This is a genomic window from Flavobacterium tructae, assembly GCF_002217475.1.
Classification (GTDB): Bacteria; Bacteroidota; Bacteroidia; order Flavobacteriales; family Flavobacteriaceae; genus Flavobacterium; species Flavobacterium tructae.
In genome coordinates this window covers 1-23,478 of record NZ_MUHH01000042.1, presented here as the reverse complement: position 1 = coordinate 23,478, position 23,478 = coordinate 1, and the positions used below count along the sequence as shown (strand labels likewise).

General features: G+C 36.2%; 22 protein-coding genes. 10 read left to right on the top strand and 12 right to left on the bottom strand.

The window, feature by feature from the left end:
- Window positions 1–2: 2 nt before the first annotated feature.
- The 5 genes from B0A80_RS17360 to B0A80_RS17340 form a co-directional block, all read right to left on the bottom strand.
- Entirely contained in the window at window positions 3–1,268 is a 1,266-nt protein-coding gene (locus B0A80_RS17360; protein WP_165769277.1) for a YaiO family outer membrane beta-barrel protein, read from the bottom strand.
- Between the two features lie 7 nt (window positions 1,269–1,275).
- Window positions 1,276–2,712: a glycosyltransferase family 2 protein gene (locus tag B0A80_RS17355; RefSeq protein WP_089078112.1), complete on the bottom strand. Its 1,437-nt coding sequence runs from the start codon at window positions 2,710–2,712 to the stop codon at window positions 1,276–1,278.
- Window positions 2,709–3,770 carry a HEAT repeat domain-containing protein gene (locus tag B0A80_RS17350; RefSeq protein WP_089078111.1) on the bottom strand — a complete coding sequence of 354 codons (1,062 nt, stop codon included), beginning with the start codon at window positions 3,768–3,770 and terminating at the stop codon, window positions 2,709–2,711. The genes B0A80_RS17355 and B0A80_RS17350 overlap by 4 nt, the downstream gene beginning before the upstream one ends.
- A gap of 71 nt (window positions 3,771–3,841) precedes the next feature.
- Entirely contained in the window at window positions 3,842–4,606 is a 765-nt protein-coding gene (locus B0A80_RS17345; protein WP_089078110.1) for a TIGR02757 family protein, read from the bottom strand.
- Window positions 4,607–4,644: 38 nt separating this feature from the next.
- On the bottom strand, window positions 4,645–5,310 hold the full coding sequence (locus B0A80_RS17340; RefSeq protein WP_089078109.1) for an ABC transporter ATP-binding protein: 666 nt from the start codon (window positions 5,308–5,310) through the stop codon (window positions 4,645–4,647).
- Window positions 5,311–5,637: 327 nt separating this feature from the next.
- On the opposite strand from B0A80_RS17340, the gene B0A80_RS17335 reads away from it, so the two are divergent.
- Window positions 5,638–5,931 (top strand): hypothetical protein, encoded by a 294-nt coding sequence (locus B0A80_RS17335; protein ID WP_017498418.1) that lies wholly within the window; start codon window positions 5,638–5,640, stop codon window positions 5,929–5,931.
- 90 nt (window positions 5,932–6,021) lie between these two features.
- Here the strand turns inward: B0A80_RS17335 and B0A80_RS17330 are convergent, their stop codons facing one another.
- The 6 genes from B0A80_RS17330 to B0A80_RS17305 all read right to left on the bottom strand — a co-directional run bounded on the left by B0A80_RS17330 (window position 6,022) and on the right by B0A80_RS17305 (window position 11,165).
- Entirely contained in the window at window positions 6,022–6,339 is a 318-nt protein-coding gene (locus B0A80_RS17330) for a DUF6787 family protein (RefSeq protein WP_089078108.1), read from the bottom strand.
- 33 nt (window positions 6,340–6,372) lie between these two features.
- A complete protein-coding gene (locus B0A80_RS17325) occupies window positions 6,373–6,813 on the bottom strand; it encodes a DUF6146 family protein (protein ID WP_089078107.1) in 441 nt (146 codons plus the stop codon).
- 271 nt (window positions 6,814–7,084) lie between these two features.
- Window positions 7,085–7,642, bottom strand: coding sequence for a hypothetical protein (locus B0A80_RS17320; protein WP_089078106.1), 558 nt, complete (start codon window positions 7,640–7,642; stop codon window positions 7,085–7,087).
- Between the two features lie 108 nt (window positions 7,643–7,750).
- On the bottom strand, window positions 7,751–8,701 hold the full coding sequence (locus B0A80_RS17315; protein ID WP_017498414.1) for a D-2-hydroxyacid dehydrogenase: 951 nt from the start codon (window positions 8,699–8,701) through the stop codon (window positions 7,751–7,753).
- Window positions 8,702–8,927: 226 nt separating this feature from the next.
- A complete protein-coding gene (serC, locus tag B0A80_RS17310) occupies window positions 8,928–9,998 on the bottom strand; it encodes a 3-phosphoserine/phosphohydroxythreonine transaminase (RefSeq protein WP_089078105.1) in 1,071 nt (356 codons plus the stop codon).
- Between the two features lie 93 nt (window positions 9,999–10,091).
- Window positions 10,092–11,165, bottom strand: coding sequence for an acyl-CoA reductase (locus B0A80_RS17305; protein WP_089078147.1), 1,074 nt, complete (start codon window positions 11,163–11,165; stop codon window positions 10,092–10,094).
- A 152-nt stretch (window positions 11,166–11,317) separates the two neighbouring features.
- On the opposite strand from B0A80_RS17305, the gene B0A80_RS17300 reads away from it, so the two are divergent.
- Window positions 11,318–11,668: a 4Fe-4S dicluster domain-containing protein gene (locus tag B0A80_RS17300; protein ID WP_089078104.1), complete on the top strand. Its 351-nt coding sequence runs from the start codon at window positions 11,318–11,320 to the stop codon at window positions 11,666–11,668.
- 123 nt (window positions 11,669–11,791) lie between these two features.
- Here B0A80_RS17300 and B0A80_RS17295 read toward each other — a convergent pair whose 3' ends face one another.
- Complete coding sequence (locus tag B0A80_RS17295; RefSeq protein ID WP_089078103.1) at window positions 11,792–14,458, bottom strand: TonB-dependent receptor; 2,667 nt, start codon at window positions 14,456–14,458, stop codon at window positions 11,792–11,794.
- 317 nt (window positions 14,459–14,775) lie between these two features.
- On the opposite strand from B0A80_RS17295, the gene ychF reads away from it, so the two are divergent.
- From ychF to B0A80_RS17255, 8 genes are all read left to right on the top strand, one after another.
- Complete coding sequence (ychF, locus tag B0A80_RS17290) at window positions 14,776–15,870, top strand: redox-regulated ATPase YchF (RefSeq protein ID WP_017498408.1); 1,095 nt, start codon at window positions 14,776–14,778, stop codon at window positions 15,868–15,870.
- A 435-nt stretch (window positions 15,871–16,305) separates the two neighbouring features.
- Window positions 16,306–16,983, top strand: a complete 678-nt coding sequence (locus B0A80_RS17285; RefSeq protein ID WP_017498407.1) for a TIGR02117 family protein — start codon at window positions 16,306–16,308, stop codon at window positions 16,981–16,983.
- Window positions 16,984–17,370: 387 nt separating this feature from the next.
- Complete coding sequence (locus B0A80_RS17280) at window positions 17,371–18,300, top strand: YihY/virulence factor BrkB family protein (RefSeq protein WP_070907135.1); 930 nt, start codon at window positions 17,371–17,373, stop codon at window positions 18,298–18,300.
- 96 nt (window positions 18,301–18,396) lie between these two features.
- Window positions 18,397–18,921 carry an NADPH-dependent FMN reductase gene (locus B0A80_RS17275; protein ID WP_017498405.1) on the top strand — a complete coding sequence of 175 codons (525 nt, stop codon included), beginning with the start codon at window positions 18,397–18,399 and terminating at the stop codon, window positions 18,919–18,921.
- A 3-nt stretch (window positions 18,922–18,924) separates the two neighbouring features.
- Window positions 18,925–19,902, top strand: coding sequence for a transglutaminase domain-containing protein (locus B0A80_RS17270; protein WP_089078102.1), 978 nt, complete (start codon window positions 18,925–18,927; stop codon window positions 19,900–19,902).
- Between the two features lie 95 nt (window positions 19,903–19,997).
- Window positions 19,998–21,173, top strand: a complete 1,176-nt coding sequence (gene pncB / locus B0A80_RS17265) for a nicotinate phosphoribosyltransferase (RefSeq protein ID WP_070906753.1) — start codon at window positions 19,998–20,000, stop codon at window positions 21,171–21,173.
- Window positions 21,174–21,334: 161 nt separating this feature from the next.
- Complete coding sequence (locus B0A80_RS17260; protein WP_070906752.1) at window positions 21,335–23,206, top strand: DNA topoisomerase IV subunit B; 1,872 nt, start codon at window positions 21,335–21,337, stop codon at window positions 23,204–23,206.
- Between the two features lie 34 nt (window positions 23,207–23,240).
- Window positions 23,241–23,478 (top strand): hypothetical protein (locus B0A80_RS17255; RefSeq protein ID WP_133063721.1); only part of this gene is annotated, 238 nt, incomplete at its 3' end.

Sequence of the window (23,478 nt, the reverse complement as noted above, 5' to 3'; positions counted from 1 at the left end):
ATTTAAAATTTATATTGCAGTAAAAAAGCGAAATCAAGTTCGTTTTGAAACTTTTTGGGGGTATATTCCTGTTGATTGTTGGTGATTAATATTCCAAAAATATAATGGGTTTTGATTAACTTGTAAAAGCCGGCACTCAGTCTGTACGAACTTAAAGAAGCTCTGTTTTCATATTCCGCTGCTCTCGTCTGATCGTCCGGCGAAGTCCCATAACCAGCAATTAGGGTAAGATAATCAAACTTAGTGCCGTAATAGTAGCGGGAGGTAAGGGTAAAGGACGGTGCGTCTTTTTGAATGTAAGATCTTAAATTGACCCAGTATGCCCCGAAGTATTTTCCTAATCCTACATTTAAAGTTTTTAAATTGCTGTTGTCCTGCATTTCGATGTAGCGGAAGCCTAAATCTGCCTCCCAGCCTTTGGCGAAATTGTAGAAATAGGAATATCCTAATCTCCATTCAGGAAAAGCGATATCATTGCTGTAGGCGACATCAATGTAGGAATAGTTGTTTTTCTTTCCCGACAGGTAAGATTCGACTTCAAATTGAAGTCCGCTGGCCATGACCTGATTGGAAGATCGTCTTTCGGCATAGCTGACTCTTCCAATTAAACTTCCCCACGTACGTTGATGTGTATAATCGGCACTTGTCAGATGCCACGGGCCAACTCCGTCACGATCAATTGTGGTGAAGTTGTAGTAAACGCCCGCCCGATCCATATTAGTTCTGGAGTACAAGGCAAAAAGATGCTGTTCGATGTCGGCATCATTAGGATATTTTGTTCTTATCGATTGGAGGTATTTTTCTTCATTTTTAGTGTCATTCTGCAGAGAATAAATCGCAATTCTTTTCAGTCTGAAAGTTTTGTTGTCAGGAAACTGTTCAATTGCTTTATTGGTTAAGACGAGAGCTTCTTCGTAATTTTTTGCCTCTAAATCCATGTTGATCAGATAGAGATAGGCATCCTCATAAGCCGGATTTTTATCAATTACATAATTATAGTAAAATCGGGCACTGTCTTTTGTCTTTGTCAGGTCATAATTTCGCCCCAATACCAGATAGAAATCCAGGTAATCCGGAGCCAGTTTTTTTCCTAACTGAGCTCTTTGGATATTTGATTTGTAGTCCGGACGGGTATTTCTCATGTCGTGGAGCACAACAGTCAAAAGGCTGTCAGTGTCTATTTTCTTTTGACCTTTTGTGGTTTGGCAAGTCACTAGAAATAAACAAAAAAGCAGTCTTATTAGAGCTATAGTTCTGTTATGTTTCATAATCAGCTTATTTTTTAGTTGGACCTTCATATCCTTTACGGACCATTACGCCCCAGTTTTGTTCTTTTCTTCGAAAGAAGAGCCAATAGCCTTTCAGTGAGGCATAAATCGTTATCGGATGGTACGCAAAAGGCTCAAGTGCGGCCATCCCGATAAGAATCATTAATTCTTTATAATTGGCATAACTTTTATACAGTATTTCATCTATCAATATGGATATTATGGTTATGGAGAGATAGAATAGATAGACTAATAGGCTTATAATCAGTAAATGTTGGTAGTCGATCATTCCAAATATAAAACTGAAAATGAGAGTCAGAATACCAATAAATTCAATAATAGGAACTAAAAACTCAAAACTGAAAAAGAAAGGTAATACCAGAAATGCTGTTCGTCCGTATTTTGGATTTAAAAACATTTTCCGATGTAAATATAAGGTTTGAACCAGTCCACGAGCCCATCGAATGCGCTGTCTTAAGAATATTTTTCGCGTACTCGGGACTTCTGTCCAGCAAAGCGATTCCGGAATGTATTTGATTAAGTATTTTTCTTTAGTATCGTGCATGTATTTTCGCATGCGCGTCACCAGTTCCATATCTTCGCCTAAGGACTGATGCCAGTATCCACCTGCTTTAATCACAATGTCTTTATCAAACATACCGAGACCTCCGGAAACCAAAAGCAGACCGTTTAGCTGACTCCACGCCATTCTTCCAAATAAAAAAGAGCGTACGTATTCTAATTCCTGAAAACGCGGATACCATTCTTTAGGATAATGAACTTTAAACAAAAAGCCTTCCTTGATATCGCAGGAGTTTGAAATCCTGATTCCGGCTCCGCAGGCAATGACACGAGTTTCATTTTCCATAAACGGTTTGGCCAGTTTCAAAATAGTATCTCTTTTTAAAATACAATCTACATCAGTGCATAAAAACAGGGGATATTGCGAAGAGTTTATCCCGGCATTTGCGGCATCAGCTTTACTTTTTCCATTTATTTTGTCGACAATCAGTAATTTGGAGTAAACGGGATTCTTTGATTTATAATGTCCGCGAACGGGCTGTGTGACAATTTTCTCCTGATAATAAAAGTCAATTTTAACCAGATCAAATTCGGCAATTAGTTTTTCCAGCGTATCGTCAGAACTTCCGTCATTGACAATAATGATTTCGTATTTCGGATAGGTCAGAGAGAGCAGGGATTTAACATTGTAAACGATATTTACTCCCTCGTTAAAAGCAGGAGCCACAATGGAAACGCCCAGTATATGGTTCGAACGAATTAAAACCTCTTCTTCCAGGTATTTTTGATATTTTAAATGTTTTACAATCGCCCAATACGAAAGAACAGACAGAAAGATGTAGAACAGAATATATCCGATTGAAAAATGGATTACAAAGACATTGTAACAGTGAATAATATAATGTAGAAAATCAGTCGTCATAGTTGTAATTCTCTAATGTGATTAATCATTTTTTGGGTATCGGAATCCTGTCTTCCCAATACATCTATACGTACAGAATCGAGATCGTTTAAAGTGGCTACCATTTTTAATTTAAGATCTTTGATTTCTTCGTTCGGAATTTGGTGGTTTAAAAATGAAATTGTTTTTTCTGAGCCTATAATGGCGAGGGCATCCAGAATTTCCAATTGAAGTTCGATACTCTCCTGCTTAAATTGCAGTAATAAATCCTCTTCGGCTTCATACAGGTACAAGTCGCGAATGGCAATAATTACATCGGTTCTAAGGTTTTTATTTTCGTGGGTGAGCAATTTGATAATATCCTGTGATCTGTTCCTGTAATTGTAAAATACCATAGTCATTACGGCTAATTTCAGAATGGTAGGATTATCAGATTCTATCCAGAGCTCGATATCAGGTGGAATCGGTATGTTTTGCGAATGCAACACATCCATTATTTTTATGGTAGTACTGATGGATACTTTTACCGGAATCTTATTAACGGCCTGCCAGTCTCCTTTGGTTAAAATCAGATAAGCAATATTGGCGTTTGACCGGATAACTTTATTGGGATGGAACAAATATTTTTGGATTTGAGCAATTCCCGGTTTGTATCCCAAGGCTTGAAAATGATAAATGCCATCACATTTTTTATATTTTCTAAAATCCCGAAGTAAACTTGCCGAATAATGGTTTAAACCCAGTTGTTTGTATATAATAAGAATGTTCTTGGCGGTTTTACCTTTTAAATTGCTTTTCATCCGAATCATATCGTCGATAAGCATTTCTTTACACCAGGTTTTATGGATTGGAATTTCGGATCTGAATTTGGCGATTTTGTATTTCAGAATGCTTTCCTCCGGTTTTGAGAGTGTAATCTCTGTAAGGAAAATTTCAGATTTTCTAACAATATGATGCCGGTAAGGAAGAGTGTATTGATAATGAATTCTTTTGAGTATTAATGCAAGTGCTAAAGCTAAACTTGTAAATACAAATAATGGGATGGCGTAGTGTTTTATATAACCTATAAAATGCTCCATAAATATTGCTTTATAGAGTGAAATTACGAAAAAAAACGCAATAAAACTAATGAAAGGTCACTCCCTGGTGGCTAAAACCCTTCAAAAACACCCAATCCGAAAAGGGCAAAGTCATATTTTACCGGATCGTGAGGATCCATTTTTCTGAGTTTAAGATCGAGTTCTGTTAAGGCCTTTCCATCATTTTGTTTTCGGGTTAGGATCCCTAATTTTCGGGCTACATTACCGGAGTGTACATCAAGCGGACATGACAATAATGAAGGTGAAATGGTTTTCCAAATACCTAAATCGACACCTTTGGTATCCTGGCGTACCATCCAGCGAAGGTACATGTTGATTCTTTTTGCTGCCGAATTGTTTAACGGATCCGAAATGTGCTTTTGGGTTCGGGGCAAGTGATCAATTTCAAAAAATATTTTTTTGAACTCACTTATACTTTTCTGTAAGCCATCAGCTTCTTGATTTTTGGCAAAAACAGCTTCAAGCCCCTTGTGATTTTTATAAATGTGCTGTAATCCTTTTATAAAGCCGCTAAAGTCTTTTCCGTTAAAAGTACGGTGTACAAAGTTTTCAAGACGCTCCAGATCTTCATCAGTATGTGACATCACAAAATCGTAAGGAGTATTGCCCATTAATTCCATCATTTGATGCGAATTTTTGATAATCATCTTGCGATTTCCCCAGGCAATTGTGGCACTCAAAAAACCGGCAATCTCAATGTCTTCTTTCTGAGAAAACAAATGTGGAATTTGCACAGGATCGCTTTCGATAAAATCGAGATTGTTGTATTGGATGACTTTTTCGTCAAGAAATTCTTTGAGTTCTTTTTGTGTCATAATGTAAAGGAAGGAGGTAATCGAATTGTTGAACGTTTTTAATTGCTGATTAATCCGTCAACCATTACTAACTTTCTATCCGCCATATTGGCTAATTCTTCGTTGTGCGTTACAATTACAAAAGTCTGTCCAAATTCATCACGTAGCTGAAAGAATAACTGATGTAAATTTTCGGCAGAATGGGTGTCCAGATTTCCGGAAGGTTCATCTGCAAAAATAACATCGGGTTTGTTGATTAGTGCCCTTGCTACAGCAACTCTTTGCTGTTCTCCTCCTGAAAGTTCGTTAGGTTTATGATGAATTCTATGGGAAAGCCCTAAATAATCTAAAAGTTTTTTGGCCTCTGTTTCTACTTCATTATTTTTTTTTCCGGCAATGAAAGCAGGAATACATACATTTTCTAATGCTGTAAATTCTGGTAAAAGTTGATGAAACTGAAAAATAAACCCTAAATTTAGATTTCTGAATTTTGATAATGCTTTATCACTCAACTCTAAAATATTCTGACCGTTTATGGTTAAAGAAGTTTCAGTTTCTAATCCTGAAGGCTTGTCAAGTGTTCCCAGAATTTGCAAAAGAGTTGTTTTTCCAGCGCCGGATGCACCAACAATCGAAACAATTTCACCTTTTTTAATGTGTAGATCGACTCCTTTTAAAACTTCTAATTTGTCGTAGAACTTATGTATATTTTTTGCGTGGATCATTTTGAAACTGTTTCTACAAAGAAACAAAGATTCTTCCGATATCAAAATGCCATCTAACAGAATTTTAAGAACAAGTTTTCAATGACAATGACAATGTCAATAACAATAGCAGTTTAAATGCAGGTCTTGATTTTTGGAGGGTGAAAAGAGGAGAGGGTGAAAAAAACGGACTGTTGAATAAATCGGTCTGGTTTTTGACAGAAGATGGAGTAGAAATGCTTTTTGGGTGAAGAAAAGTATTGATCAGGTGGGAATTAAGAAATAAATTGCCATTAGAAAATAAGTTTGTTTTAAAGAATTCTTTTTAAATTCGAATATCTAAATACAATGAAAATGCAGGAAGCCAAAGTAATGAACGACGACAGAACAAAGAAACTCCTTTTGGGTTTGGCATTGGATGCAATTGGAATGCTGACTTATAGTATACCGGGTTTTGCCGAGCCTGCCGATTTGATTTGGGCACCAATAGCAGCTTTTATAATGACCAAAATGTATCAGGGAAGAGTAGGGAAAGTAGCGAGTGTTTTAACTTTTATAGAAGAAATACTTCCGGGAACCGATATTATCCCATCCTTTACCATAACCTGGATTTATACTTACTTTTTTTCAAAAAGGGAGTAAGGAGCAGTTCTGATAAATGATTAACCGCAAAGTTCGCAAAGTTTAATAATTAAGGCTTTGCGAACTTTGCGGTTGTTTTTTATTGATTTGTTAAGGTTGAGGTTTTGAATCTTTAAATAAAAATCCCAGTCCCATATTTTTAAGCATTTTCTTTTCAAAATTCCAAAAAAAACGGAATTGTCCGAATATGGTACCAATAGCAACCAGTAAAACCTGATAGATCGGAAAAATAACTAGTAGTCGTATTAGAGTAAACCAGCCTCCGAAATCCTCTCTGGTAATGCCAAGCAAGACGCAAAAAGGTTTAGACAGCCATGCAGATGCCGATCCTGTTATGGCAAAAACAATTAGTATGATTATGGCTTGTACATTTGAGGTGATACCCCAACGTTTTTTTAGTCTGTTCATTCTTTATTTATAACGATTACAAATATAAGAACATTATCTTATAGGAACATAGCCTGCGAGCTTTTGTTTGTAAGTATTTTGAAAATAAATCATATAGTTATAAATAAGGTAATTTACTTCGTAACCGTAATGAATCGTTGGCTGATAATCAATTCTCATTTCATACAAATTCGGACTATAGCGCTGTGGCTGTAAAACACGATTGTTCCATTCGGTTACATACAGATTATTTTTGTTTTCGAGATAACTTAAAGAGTGATAATTTCGGGGAAGTGCCCTTGAAGCCAGCCAGGTACTAAAGCCGTTATCGATAATGATTACTTCGTACTCTAAAGAATCGTTGGCAATTCGTACCGTATCGTTTAATGCAGCAGTAGACTTACCGTCTGTATTTGCAGCCATCGTATTTTTTGAAGCTGTTGAACAGGCAATTATGGTAAACAGTAGGCCTAATATAAAGAGGGATTTTTTCATAAATTTTGTTTCAGACTTAAATTTACGAATAAATGAGGAGAGGTTTGAGGTATTTAACAGTTTGTATAGAAAGGTTCTGAGGTACTAAGGTTCTGAGATGCTAAGATTTTTGATTTTGGTGAACAAAAAAAGCTGTTTGAGTTCAACAAACAGCCTTTATATTTTTGGTAAAAGTTTTAATGCTTAAATTTAAGGTTACCAAGGGGGTAGCTTAACGCCTCAGAACCTTAGTTTCTTAGCATCTTAGAATCTCAGCACCTTTAAAAAAAAACTATTTCCCGAACAATTTCCCCAATAACCCACCTAATCCTCCACTTTTGGTAAGACTCATAGCATCGGCTACATCTACTTTTCCATCATTGTTTTGGTCCAGACCGAATTGCATTCCGTATTTGTTAATAGTTTCCATAATACCGGAAGCCTGTCCGCTATTTCCTGAAATGGAGCTTATAATATCTGAAATATTGAAACTACTGTCGTTGGGATCTTTTGCTTTGTTGACTAAAGAATTCAAAACCTGCGGAATCATACTTGAAGCGACACCGGCAGAATCAGTGCTGCTTAATCCGAATTTTTCACCAAGGCTTCCGCTCAATTGTTGTGTTATTTGCTGTACAACGGGATTAGAACTGTCCAGTTTAGAAGTTCCGTTAAATAAGCCGGCCAATTGTTCCGCACCTCCTTCTGAAGCAATTTTTTGCAATCCTGAAAATATCGAAGAGCTAGTTTCTTGTATAACCGCTTCATTGTGTTCATTTGGGACAGCAGTGTTGTTTACAACCGCATCGCCTCCGTATTGTTGTACTAATTGTGTTAATTGTTCGAACATGATTTAAAGAATTTAGGTTAGAATTTAAACTCAAATTTAATCAAAAAAAGAAAGGGATTTATTAAACGATGTTAATAAATCCCTTCTAATTAATTTATTTTTAGTTTATTAGCTCAGTAAAGAAATAATTTGTGAAGCTAATTCTGTACCAATTCTGTCTTGTGCTTCTCCTGTGGCAGCCCCAATGTGAGGAGTCAATGAGATTTTAGTATGCATTAAAATAGCCATTTCCGGTTTTGGTTCGCTTTCAAAAACGTCCAATCCTGCAAATGCAACTTTTCCTGAATCTAAAGCTTTTAATAAGGCTACTTCGTCAATAACACCACCGCGAGCACAGTTTACTATTCCAACACCATCTTTCATAATAGCCAGTTCTTTTTCGCCAATGATGTAACCGTCCTGAGCTGGAACATGTAAGGTAATGAAATCAGCTTCTTTGAACAATGATTCTAAAGATTGAGAAACGATAGTTGTAGTGATTGATTGACCGTCAAAAAACTCAACTTTAACGTCAACAGAAGGAATAAAGCTATCAGCAGCGATTACTCTCATTCCTAAACCTAAAGCCATTTTTGCAGTAGCCTGACCAATACGCCCAATACCAACAATACCAAGAGTTTTACCTCTTAGTTCAGTACCATTAGCATACGCTTTTTTCAAACCGTCAAAGTTTGAATCCCCTTCAAGAGGCATATTTCTGTTAGAATCATGTAAAAAACGAACACCTGAAAATAAGTGTCCAAATACCAATTCGGCAACAGATTCTGATGAAGAAGCCGGAGTATTAATCACATGAATTCCTTTGCTTTTTGCGTAATCAACATCGATGTTGTCCATACCAACACCACCTCGGCCAATAATTTTCAATCCCGGGCAGGCATCAATAATGTCTTTACGAACTTTAGTAGCGCTTCGTACTAAAACGACATCTACATTATTTTCGTTTACAAAATTAGCTACTTGTTCCTGAGCTACTTTTGTTGTAATAACTTCAAAACCACCTTTTTCTAAAGCAAGAATTCCACTTTTTGAAATTCCGTCGTTTGCTAATACTTTCATCTTAGTTTATGTGTTTATTTGTTTATTTGTTTAATCGTACAGATTAGAAGATAAACATAATATTATAATTTTTCTTTTTTGTTTAGGAGCTAATCCCGCTATCCGTTGTGATCTTTTTTGTTTTTAAAGAAAAAACAAAAAAGGATCTCCACTTCTATCGGGGCTAGGAATTCTGTGTTCAATTCCTGTTTTTGGCAAACTGCAAACTAAAAACTGCGATTGTAAACTAAACTTTAGTTTCCAAAGCTTTCATTACATCTACTAAAACCTGAACACTTTCGATAGACATTGCATTGTAGATTGAAGCTCTGTAACCACCAACTGAACGGTGACCCGGTAATCCTGAAATTCCGGCTTCTTTCCATAAAGCGTCAAAAGTAGCAGTATGATCAGCATTGTTTAATAAGAAAGTAACGTTCATTTTAGAACGGTCTTCAACTGCTGCTGTACCTTTAAACAATGGGTTTCTGTCAATTTCAGCATAAAGTAAGTCAGCTTTTGCATTGTTTAGTTTTTCAACTGCAGCAATTCCTCCTTTTTCTTTAATCCATTGTAAAGTTAGTAACGAAACATATACAGCAAAAACAGGAGGGGTGTTGTACATACTCTCTGCTTTAATATGTTTAGCGTAATCTAGCATACTTGGAATTGTTCTTCCGTTTTTCCCGAGTATCTCTTCTTTAATCACAACCAAAGTAGTTCCGGCAGGTCCCATATTTTTTTGAGCGCCGGCGTAGATGATGTCAAATTTAGAGAAATCCAATTCACGTGAAAAAATATCAGAACTCATGTCGCAAACCACAGGAACATTAGTTGCCGGGAATTCTTTCATTTGAGTTCCAAAAATGGTGTTGTTGCTGGTACAGTGAAAGTAATCAGCATCAGTTGGTATTTCGTATCCTTTCGGAATATGATTGTAATTTGCTTCTTTTGAAGAACCTACGATAACAGTTTCTCCAAAATACTTTGCTTCTTTTATAGCGGCAGTTGCCCACGTTCCGGAATCCAGATAAGCAGCTTTTCCGTTTTCTTTCATTAAATTATAAGGGGCCATCAAGAAGGCTGTGCTTGCACCACCTTGCAAAAATAGAGCCTGATACCCTTTTCCCTGAAGTCCCAATAATTCTAAAGCAAGGGATCGAGCTTCCTCCATAACGGCAACGAAATCTTTACTTCGGTGCGAAATTTCAAGAATAGATAGTCCTGAATCATTAAAATCTAAAATGGCTTTTGATGCTTTCTCAAAAACTTCCTGAGGTAAAATACTAGGTCCTGCGCTGTAGTTGTGTTTTTTCATGGTTTTTGTTAATAGTCGAAAAATTTAAAAACGCAAATTTCGGCAATAGGAGCTGAAAAAGCGATAAATAATTCGAAATAATTGAACATATTTTTATTTTGTTGTTAACAAAAACGTTATAGTATCTACATTATCTGCATAATCCCACAAACGTGGTTTTTGGGTTTGCCCAAAAGAAATACTGTTTTGAGCTAAATCATTGCTAACGATGCACTGAATTTGTTCAGCATCAGCTTCTAAACGAGCCTGTAAGTCTTCGATATTTTCATAAGATTCGTAAAAGACACTCGAAATAGGAGAGGCGTAACTTGGATCTTCTTTTAGAGTTAAAAAACCATTGTCAAGTAGTTTAAAATTACTCATCAAAAACACCGCTTTGTTGTAGTCGTAATTGTTAGCGTATTTTTCGTAATGAATAACGTCCTGATATTTGAAAATAGCCTGGAAAAAAGCATCAAAAGAATAATCTTTTGGAACAAAAAGTTTAGATACATTGCGGCATCCCAGTCCAAAATATCTGAAAATATCTTCGCCCAAAGCTTCTAATTCTTCGTGAGTTTCTTTTCCGTTTAAAATTGCAACCGAATTTCTGTTTTTGCGAATGATAGACGGCTTATTTTTAAAGTAATATTCAAAATAACGTGCCGTATTGTTGCTTCCGGTTGCTATAACGATATCAAAATTTTCGAGTTTACCTTCCACGAAAGTGATCTTATCTTTTAGATTTTCATCGACAAAAATGAGGTATTTGGCTAAAAACGGCAATAAATGCTGATCGTTTGAAGAAGTTTTTATTAAGGCCTTATTTCCAGTGATTAAAACCGATAAAAAGTCATGAAATCCAACTAGCGGAATATTTCCGGCAAGGATTAGGGCAACAGTTTTTTCAGTTTTATCCGCTTTCTCAAATTCTGAGCTGTAAGCTGAAAGCCATTTTTTAATGTTTTCTTCCGTTAAAGCTTCTGCCCATGAATGTATTGCAAAATGCACCTGTTCAGGAGTGTACCATCCATTGTGTGATTGAGAAAGAGCAATCAGTTTTATGAAATCATCAAAAAACAGGTCGTTACCTAAAACCGATTCATTTCGTACGTTTTCTGTTTCAGAGAACTGACTTAAAAATCGACCTAGTGCTATAAAAGACTGTTTTTTTTCGTTTTGTAACATAAGTAATTTGTTTATGAAAGGTTTTGATTGTAATTTTGCACAAAAATAAGGATAAATAAGTCGAAAGTCAAAAGTCATCAAGTCAAAAGCGAAGGATGTCTTTTTTTTGGCTTTGCAACTTTAAGACTTTTAACTTTAAGACTAATAAAACAATGGCAATAATTATAACTGACGAATGCATAAACTGTGGGGCCTGCGAACCGGAATGCCCAAATACAGCAATTTATGAAGGAGCTGATGATTGGAGATACAAAGACGGAACCAGTCTTTCCGGAAAGATAATTTTACCTGACGGAACTGAGATTGATGCAGAAGATGCACAAACACCAATTTCTGATGAGGTGTATTATATCGTTCCAGGAAAATGTACCGAGTGTAAAGGTTTTCACGATGAACCTCAATGTGCTGCCGTATGTCCGGTTGATTGTTGTGTGCCGGATGATAATCACGTTGAAGACGAAGAAACCTTGTTGAACAGACAAGCGTTTTTACATGGTGAATAATGAAATAATGATGTAATTAGATATAAACAAAAAATCCTGAGTTAATGCTCAGGATTTTTTGTTTTTGTTCAGTCAGATAAAAGCTTCTTTTGACCTGTTTAATTGTATAAAGTTTCTAATTGCTTAAAAATTAAATCCAAGTCTTGCATAGTAGTATGCTCCGCTGAATCCCATCTGAACAGCGTCCCAGTAACCTCCTGCTTCAGTGTTGCCTGTCTCGTCTTGTTTCGTTGGGTAAACATTGAATAAGTTGTTGCTTCCAATGCTTAATTTCAGGTTTTTAGTCAATTGATATCCAACAGTTAAGTCAGTGATCAGTCTTGGATTGTATACATCGTTTTCATCAGTGTAATCTACTAAAACTACTTTACTGAATCTGGTGAATGCGATACCGGCATCAAATTTATTTTTAGCATAGTTAAGGTTTAAACCAAATTTGTTATCTGGAGCTGATGATAGCAGGAATGCTTTTTCACGTTTCCCAAAGAAAGTACCCTCATCTAAAGTTCCGTTTTTTACATTGTCAATTTTCATGTCATTAATGTTTCCAACCAAAGTTGCACTAAACAATGATTCTCCGAATTTTTTCTTCCAGGCCAAAACGATATCCAAACCGTGAGTACTGGTGTCTACACCATTCACAAAAAACTGGGCTTTATCGACACCAAGGTTTAAAGGTTTAGCATCAAAATATCCGGTAAGAACAATACGGTCTTTTACTTTGATGTAGTAACCGTCAACTGTTGCGGTGAAATCTCCAAATGTAGCCGTGAATCCCAGAGAGGCATTTACCGCTTTTTCTTCGTTTAGTTTCTGAATTCCAAAAGCTTTGGTAACCGGGCTGTTGTTTGGAGCAAGTAAAACTTCGGTAGCCCCTCCGGCATTAAAATTCGTAAAACGCAGGTTGTAATAAATTTGTGCCAGTGAAGGAGCACGGAAGCCTGTACTTACAGATCCTCTGAAGTTAATATGTTGTCCGGCTTTTACTCTTGCGGCTAATTTCCCGTTTAAAGTACTTCCAAAATCACTATAATTTTCAAAACGAACCGCACCGCTCAGTAAAAAAGACTCTGTGATGTCAAGTTCAGCATCGGTGTATAAAGATAAATTCGTACGGCTTTTGTCTACCGTATTTGAAGGGCTGTATCCTGGAAAACCTTGCGAACCTCCAGGTCTTGAAATTGTTGGAGACGAAGTTGGATCTGTAGGATCGTAATCCGGATTTGGAATAGTTGGTGCACTTTGGGTTGTAGGATCGGTTATTGGTCTTCCGTTAGTGTCGTAAGTCGCATAAGAACCTTCTTCTCCTGAGAAAATAGTGAATTTTTCTGTTCTGTATTCCGCTCCAAAAGCAAGGTTTAAACCGCTTAAGACCGAATCGTAGTTTTTAGAAAAATCAAAATTGGTTGTATTTTGAGTCAGACTGTGTCCTCCTGCATCAAATTCTGTTGGAGATTTCCCTTCTAAGGAAGCATTTATAGTTCCTTTGATGTAGTAATGAAAAAGGTTTTTTCCGTAAGTATTGCTTAGATCAATGTTCCATCCGCTGGCTGTTTTAGTTCTAAATCCCGCCGCAAGAGAATTGTCTATTATATTAGAAGTAATTCTGGGAGTGTAGCCACCAGGATAAACAGATTCCACAACTCTTTCTCCTCCGTTTCTGGTAAATGCATAGGCATCTGTATCTCTGTAATTTCGGCCTCCAAAAGCATAAAACTGCGTTTTCTCAGATACCGGAAGTGATAAGTTTCCAAATAAGTTAAAACCCTGAATAGAAGCATCTCCAAAACCTTTTCTAAAATCATAAGCAGGTCTAAGGGTTTTGTTTTTGTTGATGTATTCTGTTGTAAAATTGGCTGAACCTCCTTTGTCACCAATCGCAACTCCATAGTTAGCGGCTACTTTTACAGATCCACCGTCAAAAGATTGGTTTTTACCATAAGTATTTCCGTTTCCGTTTTGGTCCAGTCTGAAGTTTTTGGTATTTGGAGTTCCATCCAGAAAATCACCTTTTGCATTGGCATTAAACGCTCCGTAGGTTACAGATCCCGTTAATTCGTCGACATTGTCATTTAGTACAATATTAATAACTCCGGCAATAGCGTCCGAACCGTATTGGGCAGCAGCACCATCTCTCAGAATCTCAATTCTTTTGATTGCAGTAGCGGGTATGGCATTTAAATCAGTTCCCGTATTTCCACGTCCGCGGGTACCAAATAAATTGATTAAGGATGATTGATGTCTTCTTTTTCCGTTAATCAAAACCAAAGTCTGATCCGGTCCCAGACCTCTCAGCGAAGCGGGATCAACGTGATCAGCACCATCAGATCCGGATTGTTTATTGGCATTAAATGAAGGAGCAACATATTGTAACAATTGATTGATCTCTATTTTACCGCTTTGTGTCGTGACATCTTTTACACTAATAACATCAATCGGAACGGCCGAATTGACCACGGTTCTTTTGGTGTTTCTTGATCCTACGATTACGACATCATTTAGGACCTGACCTCCGTTTTCGTCTAAAGTAACGTCGGTTTTACTATTTGAAGAGGATTTCTCTACATTGGTATAGCCAACATAGCTAAAAATTAAAATGGCACCTTCTTTTACTTTTATAAGGTAACCTCCTTCAAAATTGGTAGATACACCGTTTGTAGTTCCTTTTTCGAGGATATTAACTCCAGGCAGCGGATTACCTGATTTATCTCTTACAACTCCTGATATTTCTTTTTGGGCGAATAGAAATGCTGTGTTAAACAGTATTAGTAATAATGCAATCTTTTTCATAGTTGATTAAATTTGGTTTGGTTGTTCTTAGTTGGTATTCTATAAAAGTAATTATTTTTAACAAAAAATTAATAAGAAGTGTAATTTTTTTATTGTCCAATCCATAAAAAACATTAATCGTCATTTTTACTTCAATTGCGAGCTATTAAATCTTATATTTGCAAAATTTTAAAGCCAAAAAATAATATTTTGGCACATAATACAAAAGGAATACGAAAATTATAACCTGTTAAAAACGACTTTGGTATACTGAAAAACCGGTATAAAGAAGACTCGAAAGAAAAAGGTTTACATAAAAAAACAAATAGAATCAACAGATGAAAGCAGGAATTGTAGGATTACCAAATGTTGGAAAATCAACATTATTTAATTGTTTGTCTAATGCAAAAGCGCAAAGTGCCAACTTTCCGTTTTGTACAATCGAACCAAATATTGGAGTTGTAAACGTTCCGGATCCAAGAATTAACAAACTGGAAGAACTAGTTAAACCAGAGCGTGTACAAATGGCAACGGTTGATATTGTCGATATCGCAGGTTTGGTAAAAGGTGCAAGTAAAGGAGAAGGTCTTGGAAACCAGTTTTTAGGAAACATTAGAGAGTGTAATGCTATTATTCACGTTTTACGTTGTTTTGATAACGATAACATCGTTCACGTTGACGGTAATGTAAATCCAATTCGTGATAAAGAAACGATTGATATCGAACTTCAGTTGAAAGATTTGGAAACAATCGAGAAACGTTTGGAGAAAGTAAAACGTGCCGCTAAAACCGGAAACAAAGAAGCTCAGACTGAAGAAGCTTTGTTGAACCGTATCAGAGAAGCGTTATTGCAGGCAAAATCAGCAAGAACCATTATTCCTCAAAGCAACGACGAAGAAGTTTTGATGGAAGGTTTTCAATTGATTACCGCTAAACCGGTATTGTACGTTTGTAATGTTGACGAAGGTTCAGCTGTAAACGGAAATAAATATGTAGATCAGGTTCGTGAATTGGTAAAAGACGAAGAAGCTGAAGTTATCATTCTTTCAGTAGGAGCAGAAGCGGATATTACAGAATTAGAAAGCTACGAAGAGCGTCAGGTTTTCCTTGAAGATATGGGATTGACTGAGCCGGGAGCTTCTGTACTAATTCGTGCAGCATACAAATTATTAAAACAACAAACTTATTTTACAGCCGGTGTAAAAGAAGTTCGTGCCTGGACCATTAATATTGGAGCTACAGCACCGCAAGCTGCCGGAGTTATTCATACTGATTTTGAAAAAGGATTCATTCGTGCCGAGGTAATTTCATACGAAGATTACGTTCAGTATGGTTCTGAGGCAAAAGCAAAAGAAGCAGGGAAGTTCAAAGTTGAAGGAAAAGAATATGTTGTAAAAGATGGTGATGTAATGCATTTCCGTTTCAACGTTTAATCTTTTTTTAGAGAAAATAGAATAGAGAACAAAGAAGATAGACTAAAAACTGCTGGAGCAATTCAGCAGTTTTTTTATGCACAAAAGTTATTGTTATCTGTATTTTGAGGTTAAAGAAAGCCATCGTCAGGCTGAGCGAAGTCGAAGCCTCGCATAGTTTGCCATTTCGAGGAACGAGACTCGAGAGATAGCGAACAGGCGAAGCAAATCACACCCGTATATCGACAAAGATTGATAACATTTGGAATAGAGTTTCTAGTGTAATTTCTCGTTCCTCGAAATAAAAAAAATGAACTTAAAAATCCGTTTAAATCCGAGCTTTCGCATGCGCGAATCTGTATAATCAGTGTGTAATTTGTAAGAAGCAAAAAAAATGGCTCAAAAATTGGTTACAAAAAAATCAACCAATTATCAATCTAAAAACAACCAATCAAAATGCTAAAAAAATCTTTCAAATTTCTGGGCTGGACACTTTTCGGAATCTTTACTTTCCTTGCTTTATATGTGACAGCTGTCTTATTGATTTCCAGAATTACAGTTAACTCCACTATTGACAAAATTGACGAACAAAACGCGATTCCGATTTATATTCTTTCCAACGGAGTGCACACAGATATAGTGGTTCCGATCGTTAGTGAAGTCAAAGATTGGAGAAAGGAAATTCAGTTTGATCAGACAGAATCCAATGATACACTGGCAAAATTTGTAGCTTTTGGCTGGGGTGATAAAGGTTTTTATCTCGATACGCCTGAATGGTCAGATTTAAAAGCGAGTACGGCTTTAAAAGCAATATTTGGTGTGAGTTCGTCAGCCATGCACACCACATTTTTTAAGCAATTACGAGAAGGCGAAGATTGCAAACGCATTCTGGTTTCTAAAGAAAACTATCAAAAATTAGTAAACTATATTTCAGAGAGTTTTAATAATCCGGAGAATCCTGAATGGATTGAAGGTCATAGTTATGGGAAAAAGGATGCTTTTTATGAGGCTAAAGGAAGTTATAGTCTTTTTTATACGTGTAACACCTGGGCAAACTGCGCGTTAAAAGCAGCGAATCAAAAAGCGAGTTTATGGACGATTTATGACAAAGGGATTTTTTACCATTATCAGTAAAAAGAAAAAGACGGCCTTAAGAGTGTTCGGTCGCTAGGGGACAAAAAGCTTTGGATGATTGTGGATGTTACGGATATTGAATCTTTACGAGATAATTTTTTTGAGGTTAGATGATGGTAATTTGTAGTTTAAGGAGACAATAACTATAGTTGATTACAAGTGGCAATACCATTTAGGCGCAATAAAATAAACTCCGCTAGGAGTAAAATATCGGTAGAAAGAATAAGGCCCCCATTGAAAAAATGTCCCGTAGGGATTATATGTGTTTCCATATGAGATTTTATAGAAAAAATATGGCATGGTAAAAATGTAAAAATTGTCTGTAATACAGGAATTTAATCTTTTAATTATTCTTTAAATTTGAAAGAATATCAAAAAACGAATCTTGTGGAAAGTCAAAATATTTTGTCTAAAACCTGGTATTTGTTACGAACCACTATTTTAGAGTTCAACGACGATAATGCCATTAAGCTAAGCGCTGCTTTGTCGTACTATACCATATTTGCATTACCGCCTTTATTGATCATTATTATAACCATCTGTGGTTTCTTTTTTGGGGAAGAGGCGGTAACAGGGGAGTTGTATGGGCAAATCAACCGCTTAGTAGGTAACGATGCTGCAATTCAAATTCAGGACGCAATCAAAAATGTGCAATTGTCTGATAGTAATGTTTTTGTCACAATTTTTGGAGTTGTGATGCTTTTAATAGGAGCTTCGGGAGTTTTTGCCGAAATACAAAGTTCAATTAATTTTATCTGGGGGCTGCGTGCGAAACCGAACAAAGGACTTAAAAAATTCATTCAGAATCGGATTATGTCTTTCTCTATGATTGTTTCTGTGGGATTTCTAATGCTCGTAAGTTTAATGTTAAATGCGGTTTTAGATGTCTTAAATGCGAGATTAAAACTATATTTAGCCGACAGTACAGTGTATTTGTTTTACGTCATAAATTTGATCATTGTTTTAGGTAGTATCACCTTGCTTTTTGCAATTATATTCCGAACTTTACCAGACGGGCTTATAAAGTGGAAAGACGCTTTCATTGGCGCCGGATGTACCGCAATCCTTTTTATGATAGGTAAATTTGCAATTGGATTTTATTTAGGAAACTCAACAATTGCAAGTGTTTATGGTGCAGCAGGATCCGTAATAATCATTTTGGTTTGGGTGTATTATTCCGCAATTATTTTATATTTTGGAGCCGAGTTCACTAAAGTATATGCTAAAACGTACGGAGGGAAGATTGCTCCGAACGGCTATTCGGTCGAAATTAAAAAAGAGATATTTGAAATTAAAGAACAAACAGAAATTTCATAAGTTTTGATGATTCAAAAATGTAGTTTATGGTTTTATGGAAATACTTAAAACAGGTGAAACGGGTAACAAAAAACAGCAAATTTTAAAATAAAGTATATGAAAATTGTAGCCTTTGGAGGAAGTAATAGTCAGCACTCGATAAACAAACAACTGGCGACTTATGCGGCAAGTTTATTCGACAATGGAACGGTTGAGGTTTTAGATCTTAATGATTTTGCCATGCCTTTGTTTAGTGTCGATTTAGAAAAAGAAATTGGTCAGCATGAGTTGGCAAAAACATTTTTGCAAAAGATTGAAAATGCAGATCTTTTGGTAATTTCTTTGGCAGAAAACAACGGAAATTACTCGGCAGCTTTCAAGAATTTGTTTGATTGGAGTTCGAGGATCATGAAAGAAATTTTTCAGCAAAAACCAATGCTTTTAATGGCTACTTCGCCGGGAGCAAGAGGAGGAGCTTCAGTTTTAGAAATCGCCAATAACGCTTTGCCAAGATATGGAGCACAGATTAAGGCTACTTTTTCATTGCCTGCATTTAACGCGAATTTTGATTTGGAGGAAAATAAAATTTCAAATGAAGAGTTAAATAAAGAATTAAAAGACATTATTAAGTCTAGTTTCTAATTTATGATTCCAAAAAAGATTGTCCTTACTGTTTTCTTACTGAGTTTTATCTTTCTGTTTCGTGTAAACGCGCAAAAGTACAATACGATTGATAATACGGTGCTAAAGTATCCCACTAATTTTAATTCAGTAGAAAGTCTGGCAGAAAGAATACAAAAAGATTTTACTTCAGATTATGATAAAGCGAGGGCTATTTACAGCTGGATTGCTTTAAACATAAAATACGATTACAAAGCCTATCTGAATCCGCCAAAACCGCTCCGATTTACCTATATTAATGAATCGGACAAACAAGCAAAAATTGCAGTTTTAAAGGAAAAAACATGGCAGAACACTTTCGAATCCCGAAAAGCGGTTTGTGAAGGTTTTACACTTTTATATCAGGAATTGGCCTATTTAACGGGGTTGAAATGTGAGGTGATCCGAGGAGATTCTAAACGATCGTTGAGTGATATCGGACGTGAAAATTCGTTTTCCAATCATTCCTGGAATATGGTCCAGGTAGATGGAAAATGGATTTTGATTGATGTAACCTGGGGGCAGGGATATTATGACAGTGGCAAAAAAGTGGCTGTGAATCATTTTTCGCCCGTTTATTTTGACACTGATCCCAAGTACTTTTTTGCCAAGCATTTTCCGGATTCCGGAACTTATCTGGGAAAAAAATTAAACAAGGAGGATTTTCTGAACGGACCCTTGCTTTTTGACGCTGCAATTGAAGGCGGTCATGAGATTTTGGCGCCGGCTTCGGGAATTATTAAGGCTAATGAAGGAGACAAAATCCGTTTTAAAATAAAGAATATTGCAAAGACAGATCTGTTTTATTTTTTGAAAAATGGAAAACCTGTCAGAATTGAAGACTCTAAAGCAGTAAATGGAGTTTTAGAATTTGAGATAATTTATGATAAAAAAATAGGCTCTTACATTACTTTTTTTCTTGATCGTGACGGTATAATGTCATTTAAGATACTTTCCAAGTAAAACGTAGCAGGATCTTTGCTTAAAGAGCTTCCTTCTTTGGTTAAATTGGCGTATCTTAGCCATTACAGTTATAAAATTAATTTAACTGCCGGATTATGGAGACAACTTATTTGAAATCAATTTTAGACAATGATTTCTATAAATTTACTATGCAGCATGCTGTGATCAAACTTTTTCCAAAGGCTCAGGTTCGTTACGGCTTTATCAACAGAGGAAATCATTTTTTTCCGCCCGGATTTGGAGATTTACTTCGAAAATCGGTTGATGCAATGGCAGACTTGCGGTTGACAAAAGAAGAAAAACAATATTTGTGGCAGCACTGTTCTTATTTGGATCCCACTTATTTTGATTTTTTGCAAGGCTATAACTTTGACCCGTCCGAGGTTCAGATTACTCAGACAGGTTCAGAGTTAAAAGTAACTGTTGAGGGGTACTGGTATCGTACCATTTTATGGGAAGTGCCCCTGATGGGATTGATTTCTGAGCTGTTTTATAAGACTGGTCAATCCATTCGACTGGACGATGAAGCTTTAAAAAGAGTAACCAAAGACAAGATTGACAATTACAATAAAATTGGAGTTTCGATTTTAGAGTTTGGAACCCGACGACGCCATTCGTATGAGGTACATGCCTTGGTGAATGAGACACTTCGAAAATTTGGTTCGAATAGTTTTATAGGAACCAGTAATGTTCATTTTGCAATGACTAACAATATGCGGCCATTGGGTACTCATGCGCACGAATGGTTTATGTTTCATGCTGCCCAATACGGTTTTAAAATGGCTAATATGATGGGTTTGGGACATTGGACGCAGGTGTACGATGGCGATCTCGGAATTGCACTGACAGATACCTATACTACAGCGGTGTTTTTTGAACAATTTGATAAAAAGTACTCGAAACTTTTTGACGGAGTACGTCACGATAGCGGAGATCCTATTGAATTTGCAGAAAAAGTAATTTCGCATTATACCCAAATGGGAATTGATCCAAAATCGAAAGTGATCGTTTTTTCGGATTCATTGAATTACGAGAAGGTGAAAAGGATAGCAGATTTTTGTAAAGATAAAATCAAAATGTCATTTGGTGTCGGAACCAATTTTACCAATGATGCCGGTTTGCCTTCGATGAATATGGTGATAAAACTGACAGAAGTAAAATTGAATAATGACCAGTGGCAAGGTGTTGTAAAACTTTCTGACGAAAAAAATAAAAATACCGGAACGCCCGAAATGATTGCTTTAGCAAAAGAAGTACTGGGAATCAAATAGTATTTTTTACCAAAAAGCTGATTTTTTATATTTTTGGTTTACGGATTATTTTAAAATCAATGTAAATAGGGTTTAAAGCTGTTATTATTCGTAACAAAAATAAAATACGCTTTCATTTTTTGACTATAAATGGTACATTAGCCAAAAATCCAATTCACTTTATGCTAGAGCAAAATCAATATACCGAAGATAACATTCGATCACTCGATTGGAAAGAACATATCCGTATGCGTCCCGGAATGTATATCGGGAAATTGGGAGACGGATCTTCGCCTGATGATGGTATTTATATTCTTCTAAAAGAGGTACTGGACAACTGTATTGATGAGTTTGTAATGGGCTCAGGAAAAACTATTGAAGTGACTATCAGAGATAAAACGGTCTCGGTTCGTGATTACGGACGTGGAATTCCGTTAGGGAAAGTAGTAGATGTCGTTTCAAAAATGAATACGGGAGGAAAGTATGATTCAAAAGCTTTCCAGAAATCGGTTGGTTTGAATGGTGTCGGAACAAAAGCGGTGAACGCATTGTCGAATTATTTTCGTGTAGAATCGGTTCGTGATGATAAACAAAAAGCAGCAGAGTTTTCCGCAGGAAATCTGGTTCTTGAAGAAGATGTGATTGATACTACCAAGCGAAAAGGAACAAAAGTAACTTTTACGCCGGATGAATCGATTTTTAAAAATTATAAATTCCGTTTAGAATATGTGATCAAAATGGTCAAGAACTATTGTTATCTGAACAATGGTTTGACGATTATTTTCAACGGAGAAAAATATTATTCAGAGAATGGACTTCGTGATTTATTAGAAGAAACCATCAATGAAGAAGATTTAGAATACCCTATTATCCATTTAAAAGAGCATGATATTGAAGTAGCGTTAACGCACAGTAAAACGCAATACAGTGAAGAATATCACTCTTTTGTCAACGGACAAAACACGACACAAGGAGGAACGCACTTAGCGGCTTACAGAGAAGCAATTGTAAAAACCATTCGAGAGTTTTACAATAAAAACTTTGAAGCATCTGACGTTCGTAAATCGATTGTGAGTGCGATTAGTATTAAGGTTATGGAGCCGGTTTTTGAGTCTCAGACTAAAACCAAATTAGGTTCTACTGATATGGGTTCTGATGACGGGACACCCCCGGTTTCGGTTCGTACCTTTGTAAACGATTTTATCAAAACCAAGTTAGACAATTACCTGCATAAAAATCCAACGACCGCAGAAGCCTTATTGCGAAAAATTTTGCAGGCCGAACGCGAGCGAAAAGAATTGTCCGGAATTAGAAAGCTGGCTACAGATCGTGCTAAAAAGGCCAATCTTCACAATAAGAAATTAAGAGATTGCCGTGCACATCTTCCGGATACAAAGAATCCAAGAAACCTGGAGAGTACCCTTTTTATTACCGAGGGAGATTCGGCTTCCGGATCGATCACCAAATCGCGTGATGTGAATACACAGGCGGTTTTCAGTTTGCGTGGTAAGCCTTTGAATTCCTATGGAATGAGTAAGAAAATTGTTTATGAAAATGAAGAGTTTAACTTGCTTCAGGCAGCGCTTGATATCGAAGACGGACTGGAGAAATTGCGTTACAACAATATCGTAATCGCAACCGATGCCGATGTCGACGGTATGCACATTCGTTTGCTGTTGATTACATTTTTCCTTCAGTTTTTCCCTGAGTTAATTAAAGAAGGTCATTTGTACATTTTACAGACACCGCTTTTCAGGGTTCGTAATAAAAAAGAAACCATCTATTGTTATTCTGAAGAAGAACGAAAAGACGCGATCGAAAAACTAAAACCAAAACCGGAAATCACCCGATTTAAAGGTTTAGGAGAGATTTCTCCGGATGAGTTTAAAAATTTCATCGGAGACACCATTCGCCTTGACCCAATTATGATGGATAAAAATACCTCAATCGAGCAATTATTATCTTTTTACATGGGTAAAAATACCCCGGACAGGCAAGAGTTTATTATCAAGAATTTGAAGGTAGAGCTGGATGCAGTTGAGGCTGAGGTTTAAATAAATTTTAATGATTAGTAATTAAATTTCATTCATGAAAAAACATCTTTTTGTTTTATCGATTTTATTACTTCTTTCGTGCCAGTCTAATAAAAAGGAAGATAAGAAAGAACTTGTTGTTGCAAATAAAGTTAATGAAGTTGAAATTGAAGAAAGTAATGACAGTTTAATTTATAAAATCGCAGAAGATTCAATAGTAATTGGAGGTGATACTTTAAAAATTGAAGCTCCTTTTATTTATTCTTTTGAAGGAATACTTGATAGTAATAAAA